Genomic DNA, 25,445 nt, shown 5'->3' on the forward strand with positions numbered 1-25,445 from the left:
TTGATTAAATATGAGCTAAAGGTCCTGTTGTGTAATTAAGTAATATATTTTTTAATTGGCTTAATTGGATGGGATCTATTATTCTCTTATATTTTTCAATAAGTTTTCTTATAAAAAGAATAATATCTTGATCAGAAAGCATCCATTTGATAAACCGATTGTGAATGAAAATGTCGCAAATAGCTTCTAGTTGTTGCGGATTAAGCAGTATAAATTGATTGAGCTTTTTTACAATCCGGTGAATTTCAGAAAAAGTTTTAACTTGAGGAAGTTTTTTTAGTAAAAAATCAACTTGTAATTCCTCAATATTGTTCCCAGCCATTTCTATAGGGAAATGTTTTATTAGGAATGAGGACATACTTCTATATCCTAATATTTTAAAGGGGGTGAAAACATTTCTCTCCCACTCATCTTGTAGCTGCTCTTTAATGATAGAAGTATTTTTATAAAAATAATCTCCATGCGGTGAAATTAGATGTAAATCACATTCAATATTTTCTAAAAGCATTTGCCAGTTTAATATTTCTCTCTTAGTCAAATGGTCTTCATGTTTTGAAAAAATTTTTAAAACATCTTTCTTTGTTAAATTAATAACATTAGAAGCTCGAAATATTTCCAATAAAATACTATCTATTTCTGCGATCGGTGTGTTTGAGTTTTTTTGATTTGAAATAAATTGTGAGAAGTTAGTGAATTTTTTATATCTAACCGTACAATTATTTTTGAAATTTTTGCATTTTAAAAATAAATTTCTTCTTTTACAGAGAAAATCAATAATTACATTTTCGGTTAAATGAAGCCTAATTTTTTTTTGCATTATTAAATGTTTAATTTTATTTAAGTAGTTAATTTCATTTGAGAAATAGTAAAAATTTACGAAGATATCTGCGTCGATAAAAACATCCATGATTTAATTATCCTTCCATAAATAGGTGTGTTTAAAGCAGGATTATTTAAATTGAAGTCTTATTTAAACTATAGGAGTATAAAATGAGAGTTACAAATTAATAATAAAATATTAAAAGTTTAAATGCGTCTAACTATTTTCTTTAAATCATTCCAATGGAGAGTATTAATAACGTCGGTTTTTTCAAGCCATCCTCGACGTGCCTGATAAATTCCAAATTGCATATAGTTAAGTTCCCTTGTGCTATGTGCGTCGCTTGAAATAGCAACTTTTACACCCATTTCTTTAGTCATTTTGCAATAAATATCATTAATATCGAGACGATAAGGTTGTGAATTTAACTCAATAATGCAACCCCTTTCTTTTGCGGCCTTTAATATTTTTTCAAAGTTAATAGGATAGGGAGCGCGTGATTTAATAAGCCGCCCAGTGGCGTGACCAAATATGTTGAAATAAGGGTTATCCATGGCTTTTAAAATACGAGCTGTTTGTTTTTCTTCAGGAATTCTAAACTTAGAGTGAATCGAGCAAACAACAATATCCAGTTCTTTTAATACGTCATTTGATAAATCAAGAGTTCCATCTTCAAGAATATCAACTTCAATGGATTTTAAAATTAAAAAGTTAGTTATTTTAGAATTTAATTTATCAATTTCTTTTATTTGTTTTAATAGTCTCTTTTCATCAAGACCATTGGTTATTGCTAAACGTTTAGAATGATCAGTTATTGCAAGATACTCATATCCACGGTTAATAGCAGCTTGCACCATGGTTTCTAATGTTTCTTTTCCATCTGTTGCGTTCGTGTGAGAATGTAAATCCCCTTTGATATCACTCAATTGAATTAAATGGGGTAATTTATTTTTTGCCGCGGCTTCAATCTCACTTCTTCCTTCTCGTAGTTCAGGTTCAATATAAGAAAGCTTAAGTTTTTGATAAATCTCCGCCTCATTCTTACTTGCTATGCATTGCTCATCCTTAAAAAGCCCGTTTGGAGTAAGGGAGAAATTTTGGTTGGCTGCTTGATAAACTAAACTCTCGACATGCTTTTTGTTACCGGTATCAAATATTAGAGCGGCACCAAATGTATTTTTGGGAACAAAAGATAAGTTTAATTTAATTCCCGACCATACCCTTACTGATATATGAGCTTCATTTTGCGAAAAAACATCGGTTACCTCTTTGAAATTAATGAATTTTGAAATTACAAATTCAGGATTTTTTGCGATAACAAGGATATCAATTTGTTCCAGAACTTCTGTTTTCCGACGAAATTTTCCAGTCACGCAAAGGGCATCGCAAATTTCTTTTAGCTTCTGGGTAATAATCTCCACAATCGGTTGAGCATGGTATAGGCGAATAAATTGTTTTGGTTTTGGGTGTAAAATGTCGTTTTTTATTTTATTTTCTAATGAAGTTGTAAACCATTTAAACTGAGATAACTTGCCGTTTCTAATTGCATCAATTAATGCTTTTTTTGTTGTTATATTTAATTGTTTTAATGCTGCTATTCTTTTTTCCCCTAATCCATAGATTTCTTTTAATTCGTTAATATTTTTCTTGTTCTGTTTAATATTAATTTTTGGAATTTCATTTTTTTGTAAAATATAATGAATTGCCGAGGCGATGCCTTTTCCTATCCATGGGAGCGTTGTAATATCGAAATTATCTTCAACAAGTTTGGCTAGATTAGAATCTAGATTTAAAAGCGTACGAGCTGCTCTTCGATAGGCGCGGACACGATAGGGATTATCTCCCCCAGCTTCTAATATATCTGCAAATTTATAAAGACTATCAGCAATAAATTTATTTGATTTTTCCATTTCCTATCCGAAAAATTATTCCCTTATTTTTTATTATAGGTTTTACTAAAAAAGTGGAGTTTACTGGTACTGCAGGATGGTAATTGCTGATTGCCTATAATTATTAATAGGACATTAGTGTTTTATGTTTACTAAAAGGAGTTTGTAATGAGCATTTATACCTATTTAAAACAGGATCATCGTAATGTAGAAGACTTGTTAGAAAAAATCGAAAAACTCGATTATGGTCAAAAGGAACTGCGTGATCAATTATTTAATAAACTTAAAGAAAAAATTATTATTCATAGCAAGGCAGAGGAAAAAATTTTTTATTCCACATTGCAACGTTTTTCTTTAACTAAAGAAGAAATTAAACACGCTAAAGAAGAACATGCTGATGTTGAGGAAATGCTAGAAAGGCTCGCTGATAATAGTTTAGATGGCACAGCATGGACACAGCTTTTTAAACATATGGCTTCCGCATTAAGACATCATATTAAAGAAGAAGAAAGTCAGATATTTGAAGATGCCGAAGTGGAATTATCTCATGAAAGAGCGCAAAAAATGGAATTAGCTATGAGAAATGAAAAGCATAATATTGAAGAAAAAATTCATCTTCATCTTCGATAATTATGCTCATCAATTTCTCTTAAAGGTTTTACCTTTTTGCTTTGCTTCTAAAAGTGAGAAAGCTAACTCAATAGCATACGTAAAAATGCTCAGCGATTTGATGTTTCTTGACTTGATAGCTTTGCTATTTAATATCTTATTTAAAACAATTCGCAGCAGCTTTACTCTTATATAGCTGATAAATAATCTATAAAACATGTGATTTTTCCTTAATTAAACTACTCAAATAGTATAGATTATTTTTGACAATTAATTAAATAAAAATAGTTATATCGTTTTCATTATGAAGTTAGAATAACACCAACGAAAAATTTAATAGGAAAAGGCTGTTTTACCAATAAATCTTATTAACCCTATTCTCAGTGAGTTTGATTTGATGTTGGTTCTATCTTGGGTGATGGCTGCCTGCCTATGCGAGCAGGGCAATGTGTCATAATCCAAATACCTTGGGCGAGAAAATTGGATTTTGATTAAATAAGATGTGTTCCTGAAGTTTGTCACCTGCGCAGGCGGGTAGCCATTTCTGGTTTGTCCGAAACTAATATACTGAACAAATAATTATTTTGAATAGGCGATTAAGAAAAAAAATGAATAGAAGGGAGATGCTCCCTTCTATTCATTGACAAATTAGGCGTGTAGTTGTCTTTGAATATCTTGAGCTAAACGTAGATGTTGCTCAACATGGGCTCTAGAGATTTCTAATTGTCTTCTAACTGCTGGATTAGTTGCTTCAGTTAATAGCTTATGATTTATTAAATGTAGCGCAGCGGTATGATCTTTCACCATCGCAGCAATGTAAGCTTTGTCAAAATTATAGCCATTTAAACGATTTAAAGTGGCTAGTTCTTGTTTGCCTTTTTGCTTGAGCATCATTGCAACATTACCATTTGCGGGCGCTACGCCAATTCGTTTGCTTACATTTTGAGTTTCTTGTAAATTTGCACTGTGCGCTCTGTACATTAAAGTGGCATAATTTCTAACTGCTTGGTTAGAAGCTTTAGTTTGAGCCAAGGTCGCTGCAGCAATTTCATTTTGATTGAGAACTATTAAACCGCCTAAAATTTTCGCATCAACCTGTGCCTGTGCAGGGGTAACCACTGCTGTACCAGGAACAGCGTCATTGTAATAATCATTGTTATTTGTACATCCAGAAGCTAAAAGAACAGCGCCAACAGATAGTGAAAGAAGAAGTTTTGTTTTCATGTTGTCCCTTAATTTTGAGTTATCCTAAAGCGAAATTAGAATACAACATAAGTAAATAAAAAAATACTTAAAAAAATAAAAACAATATATTTTCTTTTTATCTGATTAATTTGTTAATTTTAAAGGAAAAAATATTATTTTTTTGATTCATTGTGTCCAATAATTATATAAATAATATTCTAATGAAAGTTTGATTATCAGTGCAAAAATGTTCTTAATTTTATGGTTTTGCTCCCATAATGCCTGTTGTGATTGAAAATTTTATTTTGAAAAACCTATTCACTTTCATTACGTTAAGAGTATATCTCATTTGTTTCTATTGCTCTTCTTGTAATTTTGTCCTATTCCTTAATAAGGAACCTTAATATATTGATGCGTATTAAGAGGGGGATTTTCGGAGGCGTTTTTTTATGGAAAATCAACGAGAAAATGACAAACCCAATCAATCTACTAAAAAAAATTATAATGAAATTAGACGACTAGATTATAAGCGTTCCAAATCTAAGAGAAGTCATTCTAAAATTATACTTCCAGATGAACCACAAATTGAAAACCCGGCTCAGCCAGGTGTGGTTCCTGTAAAGCCTCGTTAATGATTCATCCCAATTTTTAAATGGATGTCACTAATTTTAACAACTAAAGGAGATAGTCATGCCACAGGGAGATAAATCAAAATATACTGATAAGCAAAAGCGTCAGGCACATCATATTGAAGAAAAGTATCGTAAAGAAGGTGTTTCTAAAAATGAAGCTGAGGAAAGAGCTTGGCGTACGGTAAACAAACAAGATAAAGGAGGAAAAAAAGGATAGTGATAGTTTACTTAGGCAATATGAAGTAACAGAAAAAATTTTACTAACTCTATAAGGAGATAATCATGAAAGGGATTCTAACTTTACTTGCAAGTAGCGCATTATTTTTGCTTGCTTCTGTAAGTTATGCAACAGACACGACGACAACAACAACGACGGCTCCTGCAACGGGAACAACAACAGTCGGAACTTCACTGGATAATAACTGGACCTGTTCAACAAATGCTAGCAGCAGTTCTGTAGCAGCTGATCAAGCCGCTGATAAAGAGATGAGTGAAACTAAAAAATCTGCGGCAGATGCATTTGCTTTTGCAACAAAAAATTGTCGTGATTGCACAAAAATTACTTGTGAGTATGATGAATAAGCCATTGCTTAGCCTAAACTAATCCCTGTTTTCAGGGATTAGTTATATCTACATAGTTCCCTAGAGAATTACATCCCTACATAATTAGGACCACCACTTCCTTCAGGTGCCTGCCAAACAATATTTTGGCGTGGATCTTTAATATCGCAAGTTTTGCAGTGAATGCAATTTTGGGCATTGATTTGTAATCTTGGACCTGCTTCTTCCTGAATAATTTCATACACTGCAGCAGGGCAATACCTTGTTTCTGGTGAAGCGTATTGTTCATAATTAACGTCAATGGCAAGTTTTGCATTGCGCAGTTTCAAATGAGAGGGTTGATTTTCTTCATGGTAGGTGTTTGATAAATAAACGGAAGATAACCTGTCAAAAGTTAAGATGCCATCAGGCTTGGGATAGTCAATTTTTTTAGCTTTTGCGGCAGGTATTAGCGTTGTATGATCTTCATGATTCTTCATTGTCCACGGTGATTTGCCAAACGTAACATAAGTTTCAAAGGCAGCATTTGCTAACCCTAGCCAAAGGCCGTAGCGAAATCCGGGGCGAATATTTCTAACTTGATATAATTCTTTTGCGAGCCATGAAGCTTTCATTTTTTCAGGGTAAGCTTTTAATTCGACAGGGGATTGTTCTTCCGTTTGACTTAGAGTTTCAAAGCAAGCTTCTGCTGCAAGCATTCCTGATTTCATTGCAGCATGGATCCCTTTAATTTTGGGAACATTAAGAAAACCTGCGGCATCACCAATAAGAACACCTCCAGGAAAAGACAGCTTGGGAATGGATTGCCACCCACCTTCATTAAGAGCTCGAGCGCCATAACCTAGACGTTCCCCATTTTCTAATAGGTTGCGCACCATCGGATGCGTTTTAAAGCGCTGTAATTCACCAAAGGGATTTAGCCAAGGATTTTTATAATCTAAACCAACGACAAAACCAATAGCTACACGGTTTTTAGAGAGATGATAAATAAATGAGCCACCATAGGTTGTATTATCCAAAGGCCAACCTAACGTATGAATAACAGTACCTGGCTGATGCTTTTCAGGGGCTACCTGCCATATCTCTTTAATTCCAATCCCATAGGTTTGAGGCTGAACATTGTCTCGCAAATGAAAACGTCGCATTAAGTTTTGGCTAAGTTGCCCACGGCAGCCCTCAGCAAAAAGCGTTTGTTTGGCATGCAAATGCATACCAGGTTGATAATTAGCCGTTTTATTACCCGCCTTATCAATTCCCACATCGCCTGTAGCAACACCAATGACCTCGCCATGAGTGTTGTAAAGAATTTCTGTCGCTGCAAATCCTGGGTATATTTCACAGCCTAAATTTTCAGCTTGAGTCGCAAGAAATTGGCAGAGCTCTCCTAAACTAATAATATAATTTCCATGATTTTTCATTTGCCTGGGGGTGGGGAGTCGGTAGGCTCGTTTGCTGGTAAGAAAATAGAAAGCGTCCTGGGCAACAGGAGTATCAAGCGGTGCTTCTTGCCAATTTTGAGGTAATAATTCTTGTAAACTTTTTGGTTCAAGTACTGCTCCGGAAAGAATATGAGCCCCTACCTGAGCACCTTTTTCAAGAATGCAAACACTTAGATCTTTATTATTTTTTGCAGCTAACTGTTTAAGCTTAATAGCTGCAGACAAACCAGCGGGACCTGCACCGACAATGACGACATCATATTCCATTGTTTCGTGTTGCACACCAACTCCTTGAGGATCAAAAAAGGAAAAATGATCGCTTTTCTTTGACTTAAGATCAAGTTTCTATGAAGGACTGAGGAATAGCTAAAAAAATGGTATATTTTTATTTTCCTTCTTGTATACTGATAATCCTATTTGTCTTTCAAATAAACTTATGCGCTTACCCAAAATTCTCACAGCAGTTTTTTATCGCAAGTTAGATGGCTTCTCACCAGTTAGAGATTGGCTAAAATCATTAGGTAAAGCTGATAAAAAAATTATTGGTGCGGATATCCATGATGTGGAATGTTATTGGCCTGTAGGTATGCCAAAAGTAAAATATTTGCAAAACAGATTATGGGAAGTTCGTTCCAATGTTACGGAAAATAAAAGTGCCAGAATTTTTTTTACCACAAAAAAAGAAAACATGGTTTTACTTCACGGCTTTTTTAAGAAAAGCCGCAAAACCCCGCAAAAGGAACTTGATATAGCCCTTGAGCGAAAGAATGATGTTTTCAAAGGCGGGGGATTATAAAATGAATGATTATATTGGTGCGTCATTCGATGATTTTCTCGAAGAAGAAAATTTAATGGTGGAAGTGAAGGCTTTAACTATCAAACGAGCTCTTATAAAACAGACCTTGGAATATATTAAACAACATAAATTGACCAAAGCCGAATTCGCAAAAAAAATGCAAATAAAGCTTTTACAGCTTGATAGATTTTTAGATACAGAAAATAGTAACTTAAGTTTAAAAAAACTTATTGGACTTGCGAAGGCAATGGATAAGCAGATAAAGATTAGCTTCGTTGATTAGCTTATCGTCATTCAACCCACAAATTATTTTGTTTATGCCACTCTTCAATTGACAAGGGTGGATATTCCTTATAATGAATTTCTTTCGTACCCTGAGGAATTTCACACCAGTTGGCTGCATATTCAAGCATCATATGAATAGTTTGTGGTGCCTTTGGTAATGGAGTATCGATGATTGAGGCAAAGGGATGAATTAATTCAGGCCAATTAGGGTCAGAAATCCATAAACAACTTCCACAATGTCTGCAAAAATGACGCCGTGCGGAGCTTACTTCTGAATGATTATTTGAAGTAATTCGTGCTTGATAAATGGAAATAGAATCATCTCCTTTTACTTTTAAACTCTTAGCCAGCGCCATGATATTAATTGCATAGCCGCCACCTCCTGCAGTTTTACGACAAATTGAGCAATAGCAACGCATGTAAGGATAAGGGGTATGGGTTTGACAACTAAACTGAACAGATTGGCAGTGACAAGATCCTTGTAATTCCATATTAATCTTTTCCATTGATTGATGGACTACATGCCAGCTCAGCTGACATGTAGCAATTGCAAAGGACTAACGACCATTACCTCCCATGCCGCCAGTTCCAGCATAGCCTCCAGGACCGCCTCCACCATAATCGTCTCCCGAAGCTGGCTTTGTTGTGGTTTCAGAGCATGCAGTTAGGCAGGTTGAAAGACCAAGCAGGGTTAATAAGATGAATACAATAGCTATCCTTGTCCTTCTCATATTGAGCTCCAGATTGGATTGAAATTAATTAAGTTTTTGATGATGTTTAGTGTACGCTAGTTACTTGTAGAAATCATTACATAATTTTCGCTCACACAGCGAATGGGCAACCTATTGCTAGGAAGAAAAGTTAAAGCCGTCTAAACGTTTGGTTAGAACTCATAATGGCGATATTTGATAAGAGTAGCCTAAATTTATAAAGCAAGTAAAATTGCTTACCCCTCTGGAAAAAGATTCACAAATACCGTATAAAATGAAGATTGTCTCGTAGTATGAATTTTATTTGTGCAATTAACCAAAAGGATGAGAGCATGACAGGTCAAACGCGATTAATCGCGCTGGGGTGTGTTCTATCATTTAATGCCTTGGCAGGAACCTACTTACCAGCAATATCACTTGAAGAAGCCCAAGGTAATCGTTGGTCTATTATTGCAGGTTTAGGCTATGGGCAATATCAACATGTTTATAATGATGATGGTAAAACACCTTTGGGTCGCTTGGCTGTTGCAGCCGAGTTATTAACTACTGCCCAGACTGCTTTTGGGCTGGAAGTAGGGGTGCAAAATGGTAACCGTATGCGCGTAGCTCTTCCAGTCAATACCTTGGATATTTTGGGAGGAGTAGTAAAAACGACAGTAAAACCAATGCTGGATTTATTGCTTACTGCTAATACCACGCCTATCAACGAAAGTTTATTATTTACTCAGATTAAGGGTGGTATTGCTTATCGCCAATGGCAGATGGAGACAGACTGGATAAGTAATAAAACAGAGTTGGCCGGTGAGGTACAAGCCGGCTTTGGTTATCCGCTGACCGAGGTTACGAGTTTAAATCTTTTATACCAGGGAGTTTTTGGGGGTAATCCTAAGTTTCGTCAAAGTTCATTAGGCGATAGTTGGCACTTCTCAAGCATTCCTGTGCAGCATGGAATTTTGTTTGGCTTTTCTGTCATCGTTTAAACCTCAGCTGGTACCTCGGAAGATGTACCAGCAACTAATTGGGTTTTATCTTTTTTTAATCCCAAAAGCCAATAAAAAATAATCTTTTTGTTTTTAATTTGTTCTAATTGAGCGTGTTTATGTGTAAAATATTGCTCACATCTGAAGATGTCTTTATTACAAATCCTGATTTAGCAAGAAAAAGAGAGGTGTTTTTCCATGAGAGCTGGTGAATATTATGCTGGTGGTTTAAATCTCCAATTTTTTCAAAATTATGAGTTTGAAGAACCGGCAATTAATAATTCCAGTGAAAATGCAGCCATTATTGCCAGAAATGCTCTGCGGATTTTAATGATGGGGTGGCGGCATGATTGGCAGCAAATTATCTCAACGAAAACTCTGAAGGCCATATTTATTCAGCGTGATAGAGAGCTGATGCAAGGCATGCGTTTAGCTTTTCAGCAAGGTTTTCATCATATCTATGAACAATTAAGAGAAAATAAGAATTTAACAATAGAACAACGTAGACAGGCAGAACTTTATATTAGCAACTGTCTAACCCTGCTTCCATATAGTGATATTAATCCCTATGAATCCGTGGCTGTACCGCAATGGATCAATGGGGAATGGCGGCTAGTGGATTACAAAGTGACTTCTATTGAGTTGACGCCTACAAATGGTTTTAAAAAATTATTTATCAATGATGAAGATAGAGTTTTCGCCTATGGTTTAGAGCCTATTGCCGACGATGAAGCAGAACCTCATCTCATCTTTATGGGAACAACTTATCCAGCTGGGCAGGGTTTTATTACGCAGGTGAATACTGACTTAGAGGGTTTTGAAACAGTTGGTAATACACTTTATCGTAGCGGACGTCCAAGAATTTTAAATTGGCTTAATAAACAAACTAAAAAAATTCATTGTTGTGGCACCAGTTTGGGAGGTTCACTATCGTTGCTATTAGCAATTGATCAAGGAGATAAACTATCTCGAGTGGATGCACTTAATCCTGCCGGTCTTTATGATTCTTGGTTTATTAGAAATCATCTCGATAAATGGAATGAATTAAATGATAAGCCTCAAGTTATTATACAAAAACAAGGAAATGATCCTGTTTCGCGATTTGGTATTTGGAAGCCTGATTGGGATGTCATTCATGTTATTCCTCCTGCAGACAAGCAAGGACCTAATCAATTCGTGGATCATGCTCTTAATTATGCCGGTTTTGCCGAGACGCAGTTTATTGGTATTGATACAGTCATAGACAATGAAGAGCACCGACGACGAAATTTTTTTCTTTATACGTTGGCTCGTGGAATTGCCTATTATTGCGGCCTGGTGCCTCATCGTTATCTCATTCTTCCTTGCTGGCGTTATGTAAGCACTCATAAAATTCAGTTGGCATTAATAGGTGCCTTGATTGTATTGTTTGCTTTATTGCCGATGGTTATTCCCGGCATGGTGATGCCATTCCTGGGGTTAACAGCTGTGCTTATTAATGCATTTGTATCAGGGATCACGTTAGGATTTCTAATTGATAAAGTATTTTGGTTTTTGCTTGACAATCATAGGGGAGAAAACTCCTCGGACCTTGAAAAGTTTTTAAACTGGCTGTTAACTCAGTCAAGTTTCATCCTTACTGCTGTCTCTTTGTTAGCAGTGGGCATAGGAGTTACCGCAGCCTTTTTATTTATGGGGCCTTTGCTAATTCCCTCCATTCTTTTCGCGGTTGCAGGTTTGACTGCGGTAGGTTACGCAGCCTATATAATGAGTGGCGTACTTAATACAGTGTTTGGTAGTGAAAACATTGCTCCAGCAGCGTGTCATAATCCTTTCCTCGCTAGAAATCAGTCACTTGATATCTACAAGAATGAACAAGAGATGATTTTTAGTTTGCAGGAGTTGCATGAATATTATTATGCGAAGCGAGTTCTATTGAAAGGAAAGTCATTAATTCCTGAATCAAATGAGTCTGGCAAGGACAAATTCGGTGGAAAATCTAAGAAAGAAATTCTGCAAACTGCAACAACAGATGAGCCCACGGCCGCAATAAAAGTAAAAGCATCAAAAGCTAAAGTTTATGACATGAAACAAACGGTGCAATTATTGCGACGAATAGGCTTGCATTCTTCGCCTAATAAATTGAAAGAATTATTAGAAGAAAATCAGGAAAATTATACAAGAGGGAAGGCTTGTCCGGCAGCTTAATTTTTTTTTCATTACGCCATTCCAACGTTGTTCTCCGTTATCCCGAGCGCCCCCACGTCATCCCGAGCGTAGCGAGGGATCTCCCGGCACGGGCATAATCTTAAAGTAGCAATGAAATAAATCATTAGATTAAGAATTCAATTCATTAATCAATTCTTGGGTCGTCAATGGCAAAGGAGCCGCATTGCATGGAGATCCCTCGCTACGCTCGGGATGACGGGGTGCTCGGGATGACGGGGTGCTTGGGGTGACGGGGTGTTTGGGGTGACGGGGGTGTTTGGGGTGACGGGGGTGTTTGGGGTGACGTCGGGGCGCTTGGGGTGACGTGGGGCGCTTGGGATTGTGAGGGCATTTGAGGTGACGTGAGGGCGCTTCAGGTGGCGAGGGCTCGAGGGCGTTCGGGATAGCGTGAGGGGCGCTCGTGAGGATGCGAGGGTTACAAGTTGAAACGAGTGAGGCACCTCACCACAGACAGTTATTTTACTTTGAAAGATAAGCATTTAAACTGGCTATATCTTTAATAACCTCCGAGCATTGATGTCCCTGACAAATATAAGCACAACATTCCCCTTGTGTTTTTTTAGCCTCGAGTGCTTCGGGAAGTACTAGCGCTTTACCTGGGATAGCAAAGGTATAATTATTAATCCCTTTTGCTAAGTTCTGCCAAATTTTAGCAGTCTCTTTTTTTCCTCGAATAATAATAATTTCCGGTGGGATTAAAAAATCACGTAAACCTAATAATAACGAACAATGTTCGGCCGGATAGCGAATCAATAACGACCAGGCGGATTTTAATGTTTGTTCAGCGGCTTTAATATAGCGCATGTCATCCAATAAATGACCCAAGATCAGTAAGGCGCGTACTAAAATACCGTTTCCTGAAGGGGTGGCATCATCCATCATTGGCTTGGGGCGATATAGCAACTTTTCATGATTGTCGGCAGTAAAAAAGAATCCTCCGAATGTTTCATCAGAAAAATAAGTTAAAACTGCCTCAGCAATTTCGGTGGCGAATAGTAAATGCTCCGTGTTCCAGGAAACTTCTAATGAAGTTAGCAATGCATCCAATAAAAAGGCATAGTCGTCTAAATAAGCTAGAAGATAAGCATTGCCGTTTTTATAGCTTGCCAATAGCTGTTGATTATTCCAAAGCTTTGTTTGAATAAAATTAATCGCTTGTTGTGCGGAGTTAATATAATTTTCGTCTTGGAGATGATTGCCTGCCAGCAGCATTCCTTTAATCATCAATGCATTCCAGGACGTTAAAATTTTTTCATCTCGAAAAGGATGAGAGCGCTGGTTACGAGCCACAAGTAGTTTATTTTTTGCAGAGGTGAATAGTTTTTGTGCATTCGCTAGAGGAACCTTTAAGTTTTTACTGGTTGCTTCTAATGATTGTGCAACGTAAAGATGCCAATGCGCATCAAAGTTAGGTGCTTTGTTTAAACCGTAGTGCAAAGAAATGACATCGTATTCATCTTGAGTTAATAGGGTTTGAATTTCAGTTTTGCTCCATCGATAAAATTTACCTTCCTCACCTTCCGAGTCGGCATCTAGACTGGAGTAGTAACCGCCTTCTGGGGATTGCATGGTGGTTATCACCCAATTTGCAGTTTCAGAGATAACCTGCTTGAAAAAGGGTTCTTGTTTGGCGGCAAGAGCGTAGAGGGTTAACAATTGGCCATTGTCATAGAGCATTTTTTCAAAATGCGGAATAGTCCATTTTCTATCTACTGCATAACGAAAAAAACCGCCAGCCAACTGATCATAAATACCACCATTGGCGATATGTTTTAAGGTGGCTAAACCTAAAGGTGAAGGGCTTCTTAAGAGATACTCTAATTTACTCGCTTGGGGAAATTTGGGCGCGCCACCAAATCCGCCATATTGCTCATCATAATTTTGTTCTAAGGCACTTAAAGCAAGCTGTAGGGGCTGAGCATTTAATTGCAATGCAAAAGTTTTATTCTGCTGCTGTAAAATTCTTTTTAACTCAATTCCTTGTTTTAGAATGTCCTCTTTCTGGTGTTGGTATAAATTAGCCATAATCTGTAAGACTTTTCTAAAGCTTGGCATTTGGTAACGTTCTTCAGGTGGAAAATATGTTCCACTAAAAAAAGGAGTTAAATCCGGTGTTAGAAAAATCGTAAGTGGCCAACCTCCACTTTGTTGACTTAAATAATAGTGAGAGGTTTGATAAACCTTGTCTAAATCAGGACGTTCTTCTTTATCCACTTTTATATTAATAAACAGTCGATTCATTAAAGCGGCTGTTTCTTGATCCTCAAATGATTCGTGAGCCATGACATGACACCAATGACAAGCGGCATAACCAATGGAAAGTAAAATAGGTTTATTTTCTTTTTGTGCTTTAGTAATCGCTGTTTCGCCCCACGGATACCAATCAACTGGATTATAAGCATGCTGTTGTAAATAAGGGCTATTTTCGTGGATCAGGTGATTGTGCGGCTGACTAGACATAATGAGTCTTATAAAAATTAGATTGATATTCTTACTATAGCAAACTTCAAATTGAGATTATGCGCTGAAACTATCCAAAAATTCTTCTGCATCACTCGAATTATTTGGCAAAGGTTGATGCAAGATTTTATGCATCAACCTTTGCCAAAAGATTATTGACCAGTTGTAGACGAAGAAGCAGGCGTAGTGGGGGTTGTCGTTGTAGTAGTTGTCGTTGTCGGTGCAGTTGAGGGTACTAAATATTTTTTAGCAAAGTCTGTACCTATACATTCTCCAATCTTATGTCCCCAAGTATTTGCGCTGTCTGTATTAAGGGTTGATGGCAAGCTTGCATAAAACTCATTTTGACATTTATCAAAACTTGGTGGGATTAAAGTAATGCATTTTGCATTATCAATATTGCGCTCCTCAAATTTCTTTTTAAGAGAAGCATCATCAAAGAAACCTTGACAGATCATGGTTGGCGCTAGTGTCTTAAGTTGACTTAACCATTGATCTTTAGGTATTTCGGTTGGTTGAGAACTGGAGCTTGTGTTACTCGATTGGCTTGAGTCGCTTGTGGGACTTGCACTGGTGCTTCCTTGAGGGGTGCTAACCAGATATTTAGTCGCAAAATCCGTTCCAATGCATTCGCCGATAGTGTGTCCCCATTTAGAGGCACTCTCTCTATTCATTGTTGCAGGGAGTCCTGAATAATATTGAGTTTGACATTTATCAAAGCTTGCCGGAATTAATGACATACATTTGTCATTATCAATTTTTAATTCTTCCATACGCTTTTTGAGTGAAGCATCTTCAAAAAATCCTTGACAGATGACACTAGGGGCAACAGCTTTTAACTTTCCTAACCAATCATCTTTGGTCATTTCTGTTGGGGATGGAGATGAGGATGTAGCTGCAGCGGCCAATCCTTGTAAAGGTAACACAACTATTCCAAGAGCGACTATAAGCTCTAATTTAGATTTTTTTGCCATTTTGTTTATTCCCTTAATCATCATGTACTCTACAAGAATAGACAAAAAACTTTATTTTTACTAAATATAAATGCACTTATTATTTGATTATTGGAATATTTACTTTTTTTTGATTTAAAATTATCCACGATGACATTATAAAAACTTTTTTTTTCAAAATACGATTTCGCTATGCAAAAATTATCACGTGAATTTTATGACAGAGACACTGTTACAGTCGCTAAAGATCTATTAGGAAAATATCTAGTTCACCACATTAATGGTTATGAGCGTATAGGTAAAATTGTTGAGGTTGAAGCTTATTTAGGTGAACATGATCTCGCTGCTCACTCTTCAAAAGGATTAACACCTCGTACTCAAACGATGTTTGGCCCACCTGGTTATGCTTATGTTTACCTTATTTATGGTATTCATCATTGTGTGAATGTTGTTACAGAGCAGGAGGGTAATGGTTCTGCCGTACTATTACGTGCATTAGAACCTGTTAGCAATGTTACAGGACGTACGCAAGGTCCTGGTTTACTATGTAAAGCTATGCAAATCGATAAACAATTAAATGGTCATGATCTTCTAAGTGATAATTTTTATCTTGCAGGAGTAGAGGATGAGCCGCGTATTACCATCTTGAAAAGACCACGTGTTGGGGTTGATTATGCCAAGCACTGGGCTAAAAGATTATTACGATTCTATATAAAAGATAATCAATTCGTTTCAAAATTATAGATATCAATTAACCAACCTTAGTCATAGTAAATATCAGTAGTTCAAGGCGCAAATTTTAATAAATCTACAATCGAGCCATTTTCATGAATTTGTTTGATTGCCTGAGCAAACAAAAAAGAAGCATCAAGGACGATGACTTTTTCTTTCAGTAATTTTTTTTGCAAACGAAATGGCGGAATGCTATTGGTAATGATAAGTTTTTCTATTTGCGGATTAGCAATAATTTCATTCGCTTGACCTACAAAAATGCCATGACTGGAGCAAACAAAAATTCGTTTGACCCCTTTTTTATGTAGTGCATCAATGGCAAGCTTAATGGTGTTACCTGTGCTGATAATATCATCAATAATAACAACAACTTTGTGTTGGATTTCACCAATGATTTCTTGACTACTGCTAACAATCTCCAGGTTTCTTTCTTTATCCAGCACAGCTTTGCCAATTTCGCGATGAAGAAGTCGTGAGAGGGTATCTCTTAAATGCTCTGCTCGTTTAATACCACCGGCATCAGGCGAGAGAATAGTTATTTCCTCATCCTTTATTATGCTTGCCAAGTAAGGTGCAAATAGTACGCGTCCTTCCAAATGTTCGGTTGGAATTCGGAAAGCGTTTTGGAAAGCAGCCAAGTTATGAATATCTAAAGTAAGAACCCTGTCTGTGCCAATGGTTTCAAGTAATTGCGCTACGTATCTTAACGTTAAGGAATCTCTCGGTTGAGTCCGGCGATCTTTGCGAGCATAGGCAAAATAGGGCGCGACAACTGTTATTTGTTTGGCAGAGGCATCTTTAAGTGCGCCAATAAAAAATAAGAGTCGGCAAAGTTTGTCATTGATACTCTGGGAATTATCACTGAACAACGATTGAACTATAAAAACTTCTCGGCCTCTTACATTGTCAAGAGGGCGGACATTATGTTCTCCATCCTCAAATTCTTTTTCTTCATGAGAAGATAGCTCAAAAAGGTTTAAATGAGTGGCTATTTTTTTACCCCATTCCAGTGAGCCATCAAGTGCAAAAAGCTTAATATCCATGCTAAATTCCTTGTTTTAAAACAGGATAAATTTTATCGGCTAATGCCTTATTTGCAGCTAAAAAACTATCTTTAATGATTGTCTCACCTTGAGAGTAAATAATAGGCTTTCCTGAGGAAAGAAGCACTTTACCTCCAGCCTCCTGAAGAATAATTTGAGGACCACAGAGATCCCACAGATGACAGTGTCCTGAGAAATTGAAATAAAGATCAGCTTCACCTGTAGCTATTTTTCCAAGTTTGAGTCCTATTGAACCATATTGGAATGTTTTATTAATACCAAATTGTTTCGCTATTTGCTGGGCTTTAGAGCTCCAGTGATTACGAGACTGAATTAAAATTGCCTTTGTAGGATCGGAAATGGAACGGGTTCTAATAGGGGTGGTTTTTTGAGAACGAATGTGACATGCTCCCTTGCTTTTGATGGCATAGTAAAGTTCATTCGCATCGGGTTGATAAACAATTCCCAGATGTGAAGTACCATTGATGGCAAGGCCGAGCATAATTGACCATTCACGACTTCCTGTAACAAAATCTTTTGTTCCGTCAATAGGATCGATAAACCATATTCTCTTTGCTGCAGAGTTTTTTTGAGGCAGAGGTTCCTCTTCAGAAATGATAATATCATCGGGAAAAGCATGCGTTAATTTTTCTACAATAAATTTACTAGCCGCTTTGTCTGCGTCCGTGACTAATCCTAAATGGGGACCTTTGTTATAAACTTGAAATCCATTCGTGCGAATTTTTTGTACAAGCTCGCCTGCCTGATAGCTAAGATCGAGTGCTAAGGCGAATTCCTTATCTAACGAATTAACCGACTCATGTTCACTAGGATTTTCTTTTGATTCATCCATCCTCTTACCTTAAATAGTTACCTCCGGGACGCTGATATTAAAGTCTAATTCCTAAATCTCCGATATATCAAGAGTATTTTGGCTGGTAGTGAGGGAATTAATCGATAATTTTTAATTAAATTGTTGATGCAGTTGTTGGTTTATAAGTTGCCTATATGTATAATTATTATAATCATTGAATTTTTTTAGAGTCATTCTTAAATGTTTAGAATGCTGCATGCCTATCAAAGAAACGCGGAGTTCTTTCATTCCAGTTTTTGCCAATTAGGTTTGGCTGAACAATGCAACACTATCCGTTCTAATCTTTTGATAGCAATTACCAATGAAGAAATATTTTCAAAGCGACTAACCTCGCAATTAAAGCCCTTTGTACCAGGAGTTCCTTATCACGTTAATTCGGATGATCCCGAGCAAATTGTTATCATTAAAAAAGTGATGAATATTCTCTATAACATGGAGACTATTTTTACTGAAATTGAAGAGTTAGACATCAATTCAGAAGATTATCTTGCAGAAGCTCCTCTTGCAAAAAATATTTACCATGCTCTTATGCAGGCTCAGGACGCATGGCAATTAATTGATACTGGTGGTGTTGCAATTCAGACAATCTTTGGACCTCAATTAGAGCGATTAAAACCAAGACTTGATTTTGCTACAGAACGATTGCAACAATTTTCCAGTAGCGCAAATAAGTTAGAAGAAAGAGTGGTAGAAACAACTGCCAAGGGAATTAATCTTCTTCCAACAGAACAAAAGACAAAAGAGGAAGTGGGGTTTGAACAGTTAGCTCAAACGGTTTTGAATATTCCGGTCTATTTCAAACAATTACAACGTATTATTGAAAGCGAATCATTATTCCCAAGTGAAAAAATAACCACATCAGAAGCTTATCAGCAGGTATTAGAAGTCAAAGCCAAAAAAATTGCTCATAACATGGAACAAATGACAACCAGAACAGGACTGTCACTGGCTTATAAGTATGCGCAAGTGATTAAAAAAATTGGTGTTCATGGAACTGATTTTATTAATGCTGGGTCTCCCTTAACCAAAACAGCCTATCTAAAATCCGTTGAAAAATTGCAGCAATTCAAACATCAAATTTTGCCAGAGGTTATTGCAGAATTAGAGTCTCTTGAGGAAAACCTCGGCCTTATATCAGGTACATTGACGGAACCAGCGCTATCTGCAGCACTTAATTACTACAAAAGTATGACTAAAGTGGTTGAAAAAATTGGCTTTGCCGTAGAAAAAATAGAAACTGTAGAGTCTGGGATGAATAAATGGTATGGGAAAGCTGGCCAGGCCATACTTCTGGGCAAGGTGAAGAAAGTGAATACAGGACCTGTCTTGGAGCAGGATGAAGAAGTTGCTGTTTTGATGGATGATGTTTTTAGGGAACAGAGAAGAAATTTGCAGATCCAACGAATAAATAACTCTAGAGCACATTTACATGAAATATCTCAAAGCGAGCAGGCTGCTACTGCTTTTTTTCAAAAAGTATTCTCTTTAAATACGGTGTATAGTAGTCGCTCGTTTTCTAGAGTTTCCGTTGAGGATAGACAGGAATTAGCTTATTTATATAAACAATTTCAACCCTGTCTTGCTGCCCAAAATCCCGAGCTGGATACTAAAATTGTCAATTTTCTTAATTTAAACGCAAAAGAGAAGGAAGAATTTCAAAAAGAGAAGCAAAGTTTGTCGACTATTTCTTACTTGTGGGGGGGCGTTTCTAATTTAGTTTCCACCACAACTGCAGTTGGCACTGCATTTACCAGGACAAATGAATTCAACATGGTTCTGGAAGGACAAGCAAAGGTTATAGAGGCTCTACAAAGAGAAAAAGCGACCGAAAAGCAACGCATTGCTTTTATTGAAGATAGTATGCAGCATGTTGAAAAATCAAATTACGTTAAGAATGGCAATAAAACGGTACTTAAAGAAATCACTTCTTTGCCTAAATGGCGAACTTTTGCAGATGTACCAGGAGAATCAGCCCAGGAGCTCCGTAAAAAAATTATTTTGATTGATAACGAATTGGATGAAGTTAATCAAGCTTTGCAGGCATTTGATGCATTTACTCACAAATTAGAACAACTAAATGTTGATTCCTTAAATCCTTTTCCCATTGTTTTAAACAATTTAAGTACAGAGGAGAAAGAATTACTGCGTAGTGAATACAAGAAGTTTCAAAAATTCATTTTCTATTTGAGTAAGGAGAATTCTGACTTAGTGGCATTTGACACTCAGCTAGTCAACGCATTGGGAGATATACAAGAGGATGAGTCTGTGGAAAAATTAACCAATGCCAACGTGTTTGCTGCAAAAAATGCCATAAAAAATTATCTGCTTGCTTTACAGACTAAATCTACAAGAGATAAGGAAGACTATTTAAAGTTGGAAAATGCGGCAAGCAAAAAGTCTTCTGCTTTAATTGAGTTGCAACCTGTTGCTGCTAAAAAGAAAACATTATTAGCTATAGCCAAAGAACTTAAGTTATCAGCTAAGCTCGAGGATTATCTTCACAAAAAATTAATTCCTAATCTACAAGAAAATCTTTCTCAACAAGTATTGTATGAGCTTCATTTAAATAGCATGAAACTTCCTTATCCAACCCCCCATCTTGCCCCAAGGCAAGTTGCTTTGTACATGAATGTAATCAATGCATTTTATTATTTACAACAAGGATTGGCAAAATTAGAGGAAGCTACTTCTCATAAAGGTAGTAAGTATGCCATATCTCAAGCTTATTCTCTGGGAAAACTAGGAAAGGAAATTGGTACATCCATTTATCAGGCTGTGCTTGCAATAAATGGGATTAAAGGTAATTCGCAGTTAAATGAAATTCTCAATCAGGGATTAGAGCTTATTGAGCCGCTTAAAAAAATTCCATTATTAGGTTCTTATTTTGCTGTAGGGTCGCAACCGGCAAAACCTGATAAAAAACAAGAACGAATGGATAAAGTTACTAAAGCATTCGAAGAGTTTCAATTGTCATTAGTTAATTTGGTAAATGGTATCAGTGCGCAACAGTTACCTGAACAGTATGCTGACCTGAGAAAAGAATTTGAAGAAAAGTGGTTAGGGCAGCTTGCTAGCATTGAATATTCTTTAGAAATGGAAGAAGGAACTCTTGTTGGAAAATGTCAAAGCATTCTGGAGGCTACTGAAATTGCAATTAAACAAGAGGTAGAGGTACTTGATCCCATTTTAGGTCAAATTGTACACCCTGAATGGGAGACAATGAGCAAAATTTATGACCAACTTGAAGAAAAACTTAAAAAAATTGATCCCTATGCGCCGCTAGATTCTTCTGTGAAAGCTGAAATACTCGCTTTATATGATGAGTTAAAACCCTATCTTGATAAACTTGATGACTCAAAATTTACAACAGATTTTATAAGTAACATAACAAGTGTTGAAGATTTGGATCTAGCGGTAAGGAAATTACTGGATACCGAATCGAAGTTTAATCCGCCTGGTATTTGGGGGGAGATGCAACATATTCTTTATTTCGAGACAGATTATGCGGATTCAATTGTTCAAGAGAGAATAAAAAATCTCTATAAGCAATTACAACCCTATTTGGAACAGGTAAATCCCATTTATAAAGACAATAACTTTATTAATAATCTAAATAGCTCTGCTGATTATGAAAATGCACTTATACAAATCGTTAACCACGATGGAAAAAAGATGGTCGCGCTTTTAAATAAACAAAAATTAACGCGCTCTCAATCTATTCTCCTTTCTGCGACACACCAACTTCAATCCTTTGCAAAACAAACTGAAGCTCTTTTTGTAGAAAAAACCACAAAAAAAGAGCCAGAAAAATCGGAGGTCCAGGATTCGCAAAAGTCCGTAGTAATTAGACAAATTGTCGAAGGTCTTTATGGACTTCAAATGGAAATCCAGAGATTACGAGAAAAGAAGAATAATGGCGAAACCGGAGCGCAGTCGTCCGCTTCTGCGGAATTTAATTTAAATGAATTAGAATTGTCACTGCAGGTACTGGCAGATATGAGTGATGAAATTGATAGTGTGGTGGCAGCTATCGCTGAAGTTGATTTCAAACCAGTGCAAATAGGAAATTTCTTAAATGCAATTAAAACACTGCAGACTTTATTAATTAACGCGGGTGCTGAAGGTCATGATTTAATTATTGAAAGGTTAAAGGATATTCGTACTGAATTTGGTGCCGAAATTCTTATGCAAGCTGATGAAGTTGAAGTGACGCTTGGATTAAAGCCTGGCGTTTTAACCTCAAAAATCAGTCATAAATTTGATGATTTTTATAATAAATTAGCCAAAAATATATCGGGAGTGGTGGGGCAGAATATCCTGGTTTTTTCTTTAGATACGACTCCCACTGAGAAAAGAATTGCTAAGGAAAAAGAGAGATTAATTCATCAAAGTAAATTAAGTAGCGATCGTCAATTTAGAGATAAACTTTTGGGAGGAAAAAATCATCATTTTGATGAAATTAACCAAATTTATCAATGTATTGAGGATTTAGAGTTACATAAATACGAAGATATTGCAATTTTAAGAGAGAAATATCAAAAATTATTGCCTTATATTGAGAAAAAAACAATCACTATAGAATTGGTTAAAGGGATCAAAAATAACCGGGAACTTCAGGATGTATTAGAAGAAATTCAATTTCGCATTATCCGACGTCGCGCTGCAATTATTAGTAAAAATTCCGCTGCTCGCGAAACGATAGATACTCTCTATGATGAAGTTGAGCGCCTATCCGCGCTTTCTTCACAAAATGAAACATTCGATCCTGCTCACCGGGATAAATTAGTTGAACTGTTAAATAATCTTACCAGCTCTTTACCAGCTTTATTTAAAGATGAATTCCCTAAACCACCTGTAATATGGAACAATTCTTACAGCCTAAATGACTGGCGTTCATGGTTACTTAGTATGCAAGAGGGATTAACTAGAGAAAACTCACAACCGTTTGATAAGTTAAAAATTTTTCAAAGGCAGTTGGTTTCTAATGATGATCTGTTTAAGGATTCTTTTGTAAGAAAAATAGTTATTCAGTGCTGTAGAGAATTAGCACCACAGCTTAAGCAGGCAAAATTGTATGATGAAGCAGATCTGCAGCGCTTGGAACAATATTCTGAAGAAGAAATAAAAATAGTCCTCAAAAATATTATGGAGAATGAAGATAAATTAAGGACATTAGCACCCTCCAATGAGCGAAAGATTGTTGCAGTGAATCATATTTATGAGGGGGTTGCCTCTTTAAACGTACACCAGCCACTTCAAGTAAAAATTTTAAAAGAAAAGTACGAGTTGTTAGTACCTCACATTCAAAGAGAAGGCGCAGCTATTACGGTTGAGTCAATTGGAGGTACATTTGTACAAAAAGATTTCTGCGAAAAACTTGAAAAAATACAAAGCAGAATCATAAAAAATCATGCGGAATTAATTAAGAGAAACCCCACAAACAAAGACGCATTGAATGCCTTCTATTTAGAAATTGGAACATTGTTAAATACTGTAAATTCTGCAGAAAAATTAACAGCAAAACATAAAGAGGCGTTGATTAAAATAGTTGGTAAGTATAATGCTTCTTTCCCTGTCATATTTGCAAGTGATATTTCTGTTCCACGGGTAAATTGGCAATCTACTAAAGATATAGCGGCTCTCAAATTAGAATTGATCAAATTGGAGAGCCTTCTGACCAAAGGAAAAATGGGAATATTTGAAAAATTAGAAATACTTAAAGAAGAATATAAGACAAATGCAGATTTATTTGATGATCCTTTGGTAAGAACAATATTAATTGAATGCTATCAGCAACTTACACCTGAGTTATGTGCCATTAATCGCAAGGGAAATATTTTTTATGAAGTCTATATCAGTAAATTAAAAGCAATTGGTTTTCCAGAAAATGAATCTGAAAATGAGTCCGATGTGGCTTTTGCAAAAGAAGAGTTCAAAAATGCATTTAGCAGCTTGTTAGAATATGAACCTGCTTTGCGACATCAAATTAGGGTTTCTGAAATAACTGATGAAAAAAGTATTCAACTCATTAACGAGAAAATCGATTTTTTAGAAAGTAAATTGGATGAAGAAAGAGAAAATAGAATTAAAGAAATTGAAAAATACAAGGAAGAAAAATTCAATGAATGTTTACAAAATAGCTTGAAAAAAATTCTTGATAAAAATTTAGACATATATTCCGATATCTTTTATAAAGATGTAAGACCCATGCTTGAAAAGTATCAAAGCAAGTTTCTAGAAAGAATAACAATTAATGATAATATTGAAGAAAAAATGCTTGAGCTATTTTTAATGGAAATTGATAAGAATAGAACGCCAAAAGAAGCTTATAAACCCCATATTCCCATACTCGACAAGGAAGAGCGAACAGAAATTCAGCAAGTTTATCGACAATTTAAATTTTATAGCTTAATGTCAACCCAGGAACATTTTTATCATCAGAAAGAAGAACTCACTGAGGAGGTAAGGAAAAAAAGCCCTTTAGCCCAGGAAAAATTGGATTTTATGGTTGCTCATGAGCGTAATGTCCTAACTTTTGTGAAGACACACAGAGAAAAAGAAAACTATGATGAAATGGCAGAGTTTTATAGAACACTCCACATTTATGATGATCTTATTCAAGCTTATGCTCTGGTAGAAAAATTAGAAAATGGATTAAAAAAAGAATTAGGAACGCAATTACCAGAGACCTATGTGCATTGGGGTTATCACAAGAGGCTTTGTTTATTAAGAGCTAGAATTCAAGATTCTGGTTATCAATATAACGAGCAGGACAAACTAATTTTTGCAGAATATTATGAGAAAATGCAGCCTGACCTTGTAGACAGGAATAATAAATATACTCCCAACTATTTTCAGATTGATAATGTCGAAACGCTAAGAAATGCCGTAATCGAACTTACCCCTGATCTTAATGAAGAAGCTAAGACATTGGGTAAACAAATGGAAATAGTAAGTACTTTTAAAAAGATGATGAAGCATTCTAACATGCCTATTGAGCAACGAAGACGAGTGACGCACGAATTTTTGGAAGAGCAATTAAGACCAACATTTTCATCTTTCTCTATGGTAGATTGGATAAAAAATATTCTCATTGAATTAAAAAATATTTTTGTTAAAGATGTTTCTCACTCAAAAGTAAAGGAATTTAATAAAAGTTTTAAAGATCGCCTGCAAAACATTAAACCTCATCTTGAATCTGAAGATGATTCAGATAGACAAAATATGCGAGGAGCACACTAGAAGTCCTGGATATTGCTAAAATGTCCT

Annotated in this window: 20 protein-coding genes; 10 read left to right on the forward strand and 10 right to left on the reverse strand. The window is 36.1% G+C overall.

The window, feature by feature from the left end:
- Positions 1 to 4: 4 nt before the first annotated feature.
- Entirely contained in the window at positions 5 to 907 is a 903-nt protein-coding gene (locus PXX05_RS04240) for a hypothetical protein (protein ID WP_275089817.1), read from the reverse strand.
- A 119-nt stretch (positions 908 to 1,026) separates the two neighbouring features.
- A complete protein-coding gene (locus PXX05_RS04245; protein ID WP_275089818.1) occupies positions 1,027 to 2,730 on the reverse strand; it encodes a DNA polymerase/3'-5' exonuclease PolX in 1,704 nt (567 codons plus the stop codon).
- 147 nt (positions 2,731 to 2,877) lie between these two features.
- Here PXX05_RS04245 and PXX05_RS04250 point away from each other — a divergent pair, with 147 nt between their 5' ends.
- Entirely contained in the window at positions 2,878 to 3,339 is a 462-nt protein-coding gene (locus tag PXX05_RS04250; protein WP_275089819.1) for a hemerythrin domain-containing protein, read from the forward strand.
- A 627-nt stretch (positions 3,340 to 3,966) separates the two neighbouring features.
- Here the strand turns inward: PXX05_RS04250 and PXX05_RS04255 are convergent.
- Positions 3,967 to 4,542, reverse strand: coding sequence for a DUF4142 domain-containing protein (locus tag PXX05_RS04255; RefSeq protein ID WP_275089820.1), 576 nt, complete (start codon positions 4,540 to 4,542; stop codon positions 3,967 to 3,969).
- 410 nt (positions 4,543 to 4,952) lie between these two features.
- On the opposite strand from PXX05_RS04255, the gene PXX05_RS04260 reads away from it, so the two are divergent.
- The 3 genes from PXX05_RS04260 (at position 4,953) to PXX05_RS04270 (ending at position 5,717) form a co-directional block, all read left to right on the forward strand.
- Positions 4,953 to 5,135, forward strand: coding sequence for a hypothetical protein (locus PXX05_RS04260; protein WP_275089821.1), 183 nt, complete (start codon positions 4,953 to 4,955; stop codon positions 5,133 to 5,135).
- Between the two features lie 58 nt (positions 5,136 to 5,193).
- The gene (locus tag PXX05_RS04265) at positions 5,194 to 5,352 is read left to right on the forward strand and encodes a hypothetical protein (protein ID WP_275089822.1); all 159 of its coding nucleotides are present in this window, start codon (positions 5,194 to 5,196) and stop codon (positions 5,350 to 5,352) included.
- A gap of 65 nt (positions 5,353 to 5,417) precedes the next feature.
- Positions 5,418 to 5,717 (forward strand): hypothetical protein, encoded by a 300-nt coding sequence (locus PXX05_RS04270; protein ID WP_275089823.1) that lies wholly within the window; start codon positions 5,418 to 5,420, stop codon positions 5,715 to 5,717.
- Between the two features lie 68 nt (positions 5,718 to 5,785).
- Here the strand turns inward: PXX05_RS04270 and PXX05_RS04275 are convergent, their stop codons facing one another.
- Positions 5,786 to 7,417, reverse strand: coding sequence for an electron transfer flavoprotein-ubiquinone oxidoreductase (locus tag PXX05_RS04275; protein ID WP_420844630.1), 1,632 nt, complete (start codon positions 7,415 to 7,417; stop codon positions 5,786 to 5,788).
- Between the two features lie 154 nt (positions 7,418 to 7,571).
- Here PXX05_RS04275 and PXX05_RS04280 point away from each other — a divergent pair, with 154 nt between their 5' ends.
- Positions 7,572 to 7,931, forward strand: a complete 360-nt coding sequence (locus PXX05_RS04280) for a type II toxin-antitoxin system RelE/ParE family toxin (protein ID WP_275089824.1) — start codon at positions 7,572 to 7,574, stop codon at positions 7,929 to 7,931.
- Between the two features lies 1 nt (position 7,932).
- Positions 7,933 to 8,214 carry an XRE family transcriptional regulator gene (locus PXX05_RS04285; RefSeq protein ID WP_275089825.1) on the forward strand — a complete coding sequence of 94 codons (282 nt, stop codon included), beginning with the start codon at positions 7,933 to 7,935 and terminating at the stop codon, positions 8,212 to 8,214.
- Positions 8,215 to 8,221: 7 nt separating this feature from the next.
- On the opposite strand, the gene PXX05_RS04290 is transcribed toward PXX05_RS04285, so the two are convergent.
- Both PXX05_RS04290 and PXX05_RS04295 read right to left on the reverse strand, forming a co-directional pair.
- Positions 8,222 to 8,722: a GFA family protein gene (locus PXX05_RS04290; RefSeq protein WP_275089826.1), complete on the reverse strand. Its 501-nt coding sequence runs from the start codon at positions 8,720 to 8,722 to the stop codon at positions 8,222 to 8,224.
- 51 nt (positions 8,723 to 8,773) lie between these two features.
- Entirely contained in the window at positions 8,774 to 8,947 is a 174-nt protein-coding gene (locus PXX05_RS04295; RefSeq protein ID WP_275089827.1) for a hypothetical protein, read from the reverse strand.
- A gap of 311 nt (positions 8,948 to 9,258) precedes the next feature.
- On the opposite strand from PXX05_RS04295, the gene PXX05_RS04300 reads away from it, so the two are divergent.
- Both PXX05_RS04300 and PXX05_RS04305 read left to right on the forward strand, forming a co-directional pair.
- Positions 9,259 to 9,906: a hypothetical protein gene (locus tag PXX05_RS04300; RefSeq protein WP_275089829.1), complete on the forward strand. Its 648-nt coding sequence runs from the start codon at positions 9,259 to 9,261 to the stop codon at positions 9,904 to 9,906.
- A gap of 198 nt (positions 9,907 to 10,104) precedes the next feature.
- Positions 10,105 to 12,093, forward strand: a complete 1,989-nt coding sequence (locus tag PXX05_RS04305) for a hypothetical protein (RefSeq protein ID WP_275089830.1) — start codon at positions 10,105 to 10,107, stop codon at positions 12,091 to 12,093.
- 480 nt (positions 12,094 to 12,573) lie between these two features.
- Here the strand turns inward: PXX05_RS04305 and PXX05_RS04310 are convergent, their stop codons facing one another.
- Together PXX05_RS04310 and PXX05_RS04315 are read right to left on the reverse strand one after the other, a co-directional pair.
- Complete coding sequence (locus PXX05_RS04310) at positions 12,574 to 14,574, reverse strand: thioredoxin domain-containing protein (RefSeq protein WP_275089831.1); 2,001 nt, start codon at positions 14,572 to 14,574, stop codon at positions 12,574 to 12,576.
- A 152-nt stretch (positions 14,575 to 14,726) separates the two neighbouring features.
- A complete protein-coding gene (locus PXX05_RS04315; RefSeq protein WP_275089832.1) occupies positions 14,727 to 15,548 on the reverse strand; it encodes a hypothetical protein in 822 nt (273 codons plus the stop codon).
- Between the two features lie 171 nt (positions 15,549 to 15,719).
- On the opposite strand from PXX05_RS04315, the gene PXX05_RS04320 reads away from it, so the two are divergent.
- The gene (locus PXX05_RS04320; protein WP_275089833.1) at positions 15,720 to 16,271 is read left to right on the forward strand and encodes a DNA-3-methyladenine glycosylase; all 552 of its coding nucleotides are present in this window, start codon (positions 15,720 to 15,722) and stop codon (positions 16,269 to 16,271) included.
- Positions 16,272 to 16,312: 41 nt separating this feature from the next.
- On the opposite strand, the gene PXX05_RS04325 is transcribed toward PXX05_RS04320, so the two are convergent.
- Positions 16,313 to 17,302, reverse strand: a complete 990-nt coding sequence (locus tag PXX05_RS04325; RefSeq protein WP_275089834.1) for a ribose-phosphate diphosphokinase — start codon at positions 17,300 to 17,302, stop codon at positions 16,313 to 16,315.
- Position 17,303: 1 nt separating this feature from the next.
- The gene (locus PXX05_RS04330; RefSeq protein ID WP_275089835.1) at positions 17,304 to 18,155 is read right to left on the reverse strand and encodes a 3'(2'),5'-bisphosphate nucleotidase CysQ family protein; all 852 of its coding nucleotides are present in this window, start codon (positions 18,153 to 18,155) and stop codon (positions 17,304 to 17,306) included.
- Between the two features lie 201 nt (positions 18,156 to 18,356).
- Between PXX05_RS04330 and PXX05_RS04335 the strand changes: the two genes are divergently transcribed.
- Positions 18,357 to 25,418 (forward strand): hypothetical protein, encoded by a 7,062-nt coding sequence (locus tag PXX05_RS04335; RefSeq protein WP_275089836.1) that lies wholly within the window; start codon positions 18,357 to 18,359, stop codon positions 25,416 to 25,418.
- Positions 25,419 to 25,445: the final 27 nt, after the last annotated feature.

This window comes from Legionella cardiaca (genome assembly GCF_029026145.1).
Classification (GTDB): Bacteria; Pseudomonadota; Gammaproteobacteria; order Legionellales; family Legionellaceae; genus Tatlockia; species Tatlockia cardiaca.

Coding starts and splice junctions, on each gene's coding strand:
- PXX05_RS04240 (WP_275089817.1), bottom strand. CDS start 907: ATGGATGTTTTTATCGACGCAGATATCTTCGTAAATTTTTACTATTTC.
- PXX05_RS04245 (WP_275089818.1), bottom strand. CDS start 2,730: ATGGAAAAATCAAATAAATTTATTGCTGATAGTCTTTATAAATTTGCA.
- PXX05_RS04250 (WP_275089819.1), top strand. CDS start 2,878: ATGAGCATTTATACCTATTTAAAACAGGATCATCGTAATGTAGAAGAC.
- PXX05_RS04255 (WP_275089820.1), bottom strand. CDS start 4,542: ATGAAAACAAAACTTCTTCTTTCACTATCTGTTGGCGCTGTTCTTTTA.
- PXX05_RS04260 (WP_275089821.1), top strand. CDS start 4,953: ATGGAAAATCAACGAGAAAATGACAAACCCAATCAATCTACTAAAAAA.
- PXX05_RS04265 (WP_275089822.1), top strand. CDS start 5,194: ATGCCACAGGGAGATAAATCAAAATATACTGATAAGCAAAAGCGTCAG.
- PXX05_RS04270 (WP_275089823.1), top strand. CDS start 5,418: ATGAAAGGGATTCTAACTTTACTTGCAAGTAGCGCATTATTTTTGCTT.
- PXX05_RS04280 (WP_275089824.1), top strand. CDS start 7,572: ATGCGCTTACCCAAAATTCTCACAGCAGTTTTTTATCGCAAGTTAGAT.
- PXX05_RS04285 (WP_275089825.1), top strand. CDS start 7,933: ATGAATGATTATATTGGTGCGTCATTCGATGATTTTCTCGAAGAAGAA.
- PXX05_RS04290 (WP_275089826.1), bottom strand. CDS start 8,722: ATGGAAAAGATTAATATGGAATTACAAGGATCTTGTCACTGCCAATCT.
- PXX05_RS04295 (WP_275089827.1), bottom strand. CDS start 8,947: ATGAGAAGGACAAGGATAGCTATTGTATTCATCTTATTAACCCTGCTT.
- PXX05_RS04300 (WP_275089829.1), top strand. CDS start 9,259: ATGACAGGTCAAACGCGATTAATCGCGCTGGGGTGTGTTCTATCATTT.
- PXX05_RS04305 (WP_275089830.1), top strand. CDS start 10,105: ATGAGAGCTGGTGAATATTATGCTGGTGGTTTAAATCTCCAATTTTTT.
- PXX05_RS04310 (WP_275089831.1), bottom strand. CDS start 14,574: ATGTCTAGTCAGCCGCACAATCACCTGATCCACGAAAATAGCCCTTAT.
- PXX05_RS04315 (WP_275089832.1), bottom strand. CDS start 15,548: ATGGCAAAAAAATCTAAATTAGAGCTTATAGTCGCTCTTGGAATAGTT.
- PXX05_RS04320 (WP_275089833.1), top strand. CDS start 15,720: ATGCAAAAATTATCACGTGAATTTTATGACAGAGACACTGTTACAGTC.
- PXX05_RS04325 (WP_275089834.1), bottom strand. CDS start 17,302: ATGGATATTAAGCTTTTTGCACTTGATGGCTCACTGGAATGGGGTAAA.
- PXX05_RS04330 (WP_275089835.1), bottom strand. CDS start 18,155: ATGGATGAATCAAAAGAAAATCCTAGTGAACATGAGTCGGTTAATTCG.
- PXX05_RS04335 (WP_275089836.1), top strand. CDS start 18,357: ATGTTTAGAATGCTGCATGCCTATCAAAGAAACGCGGAGTTCTTTCAT.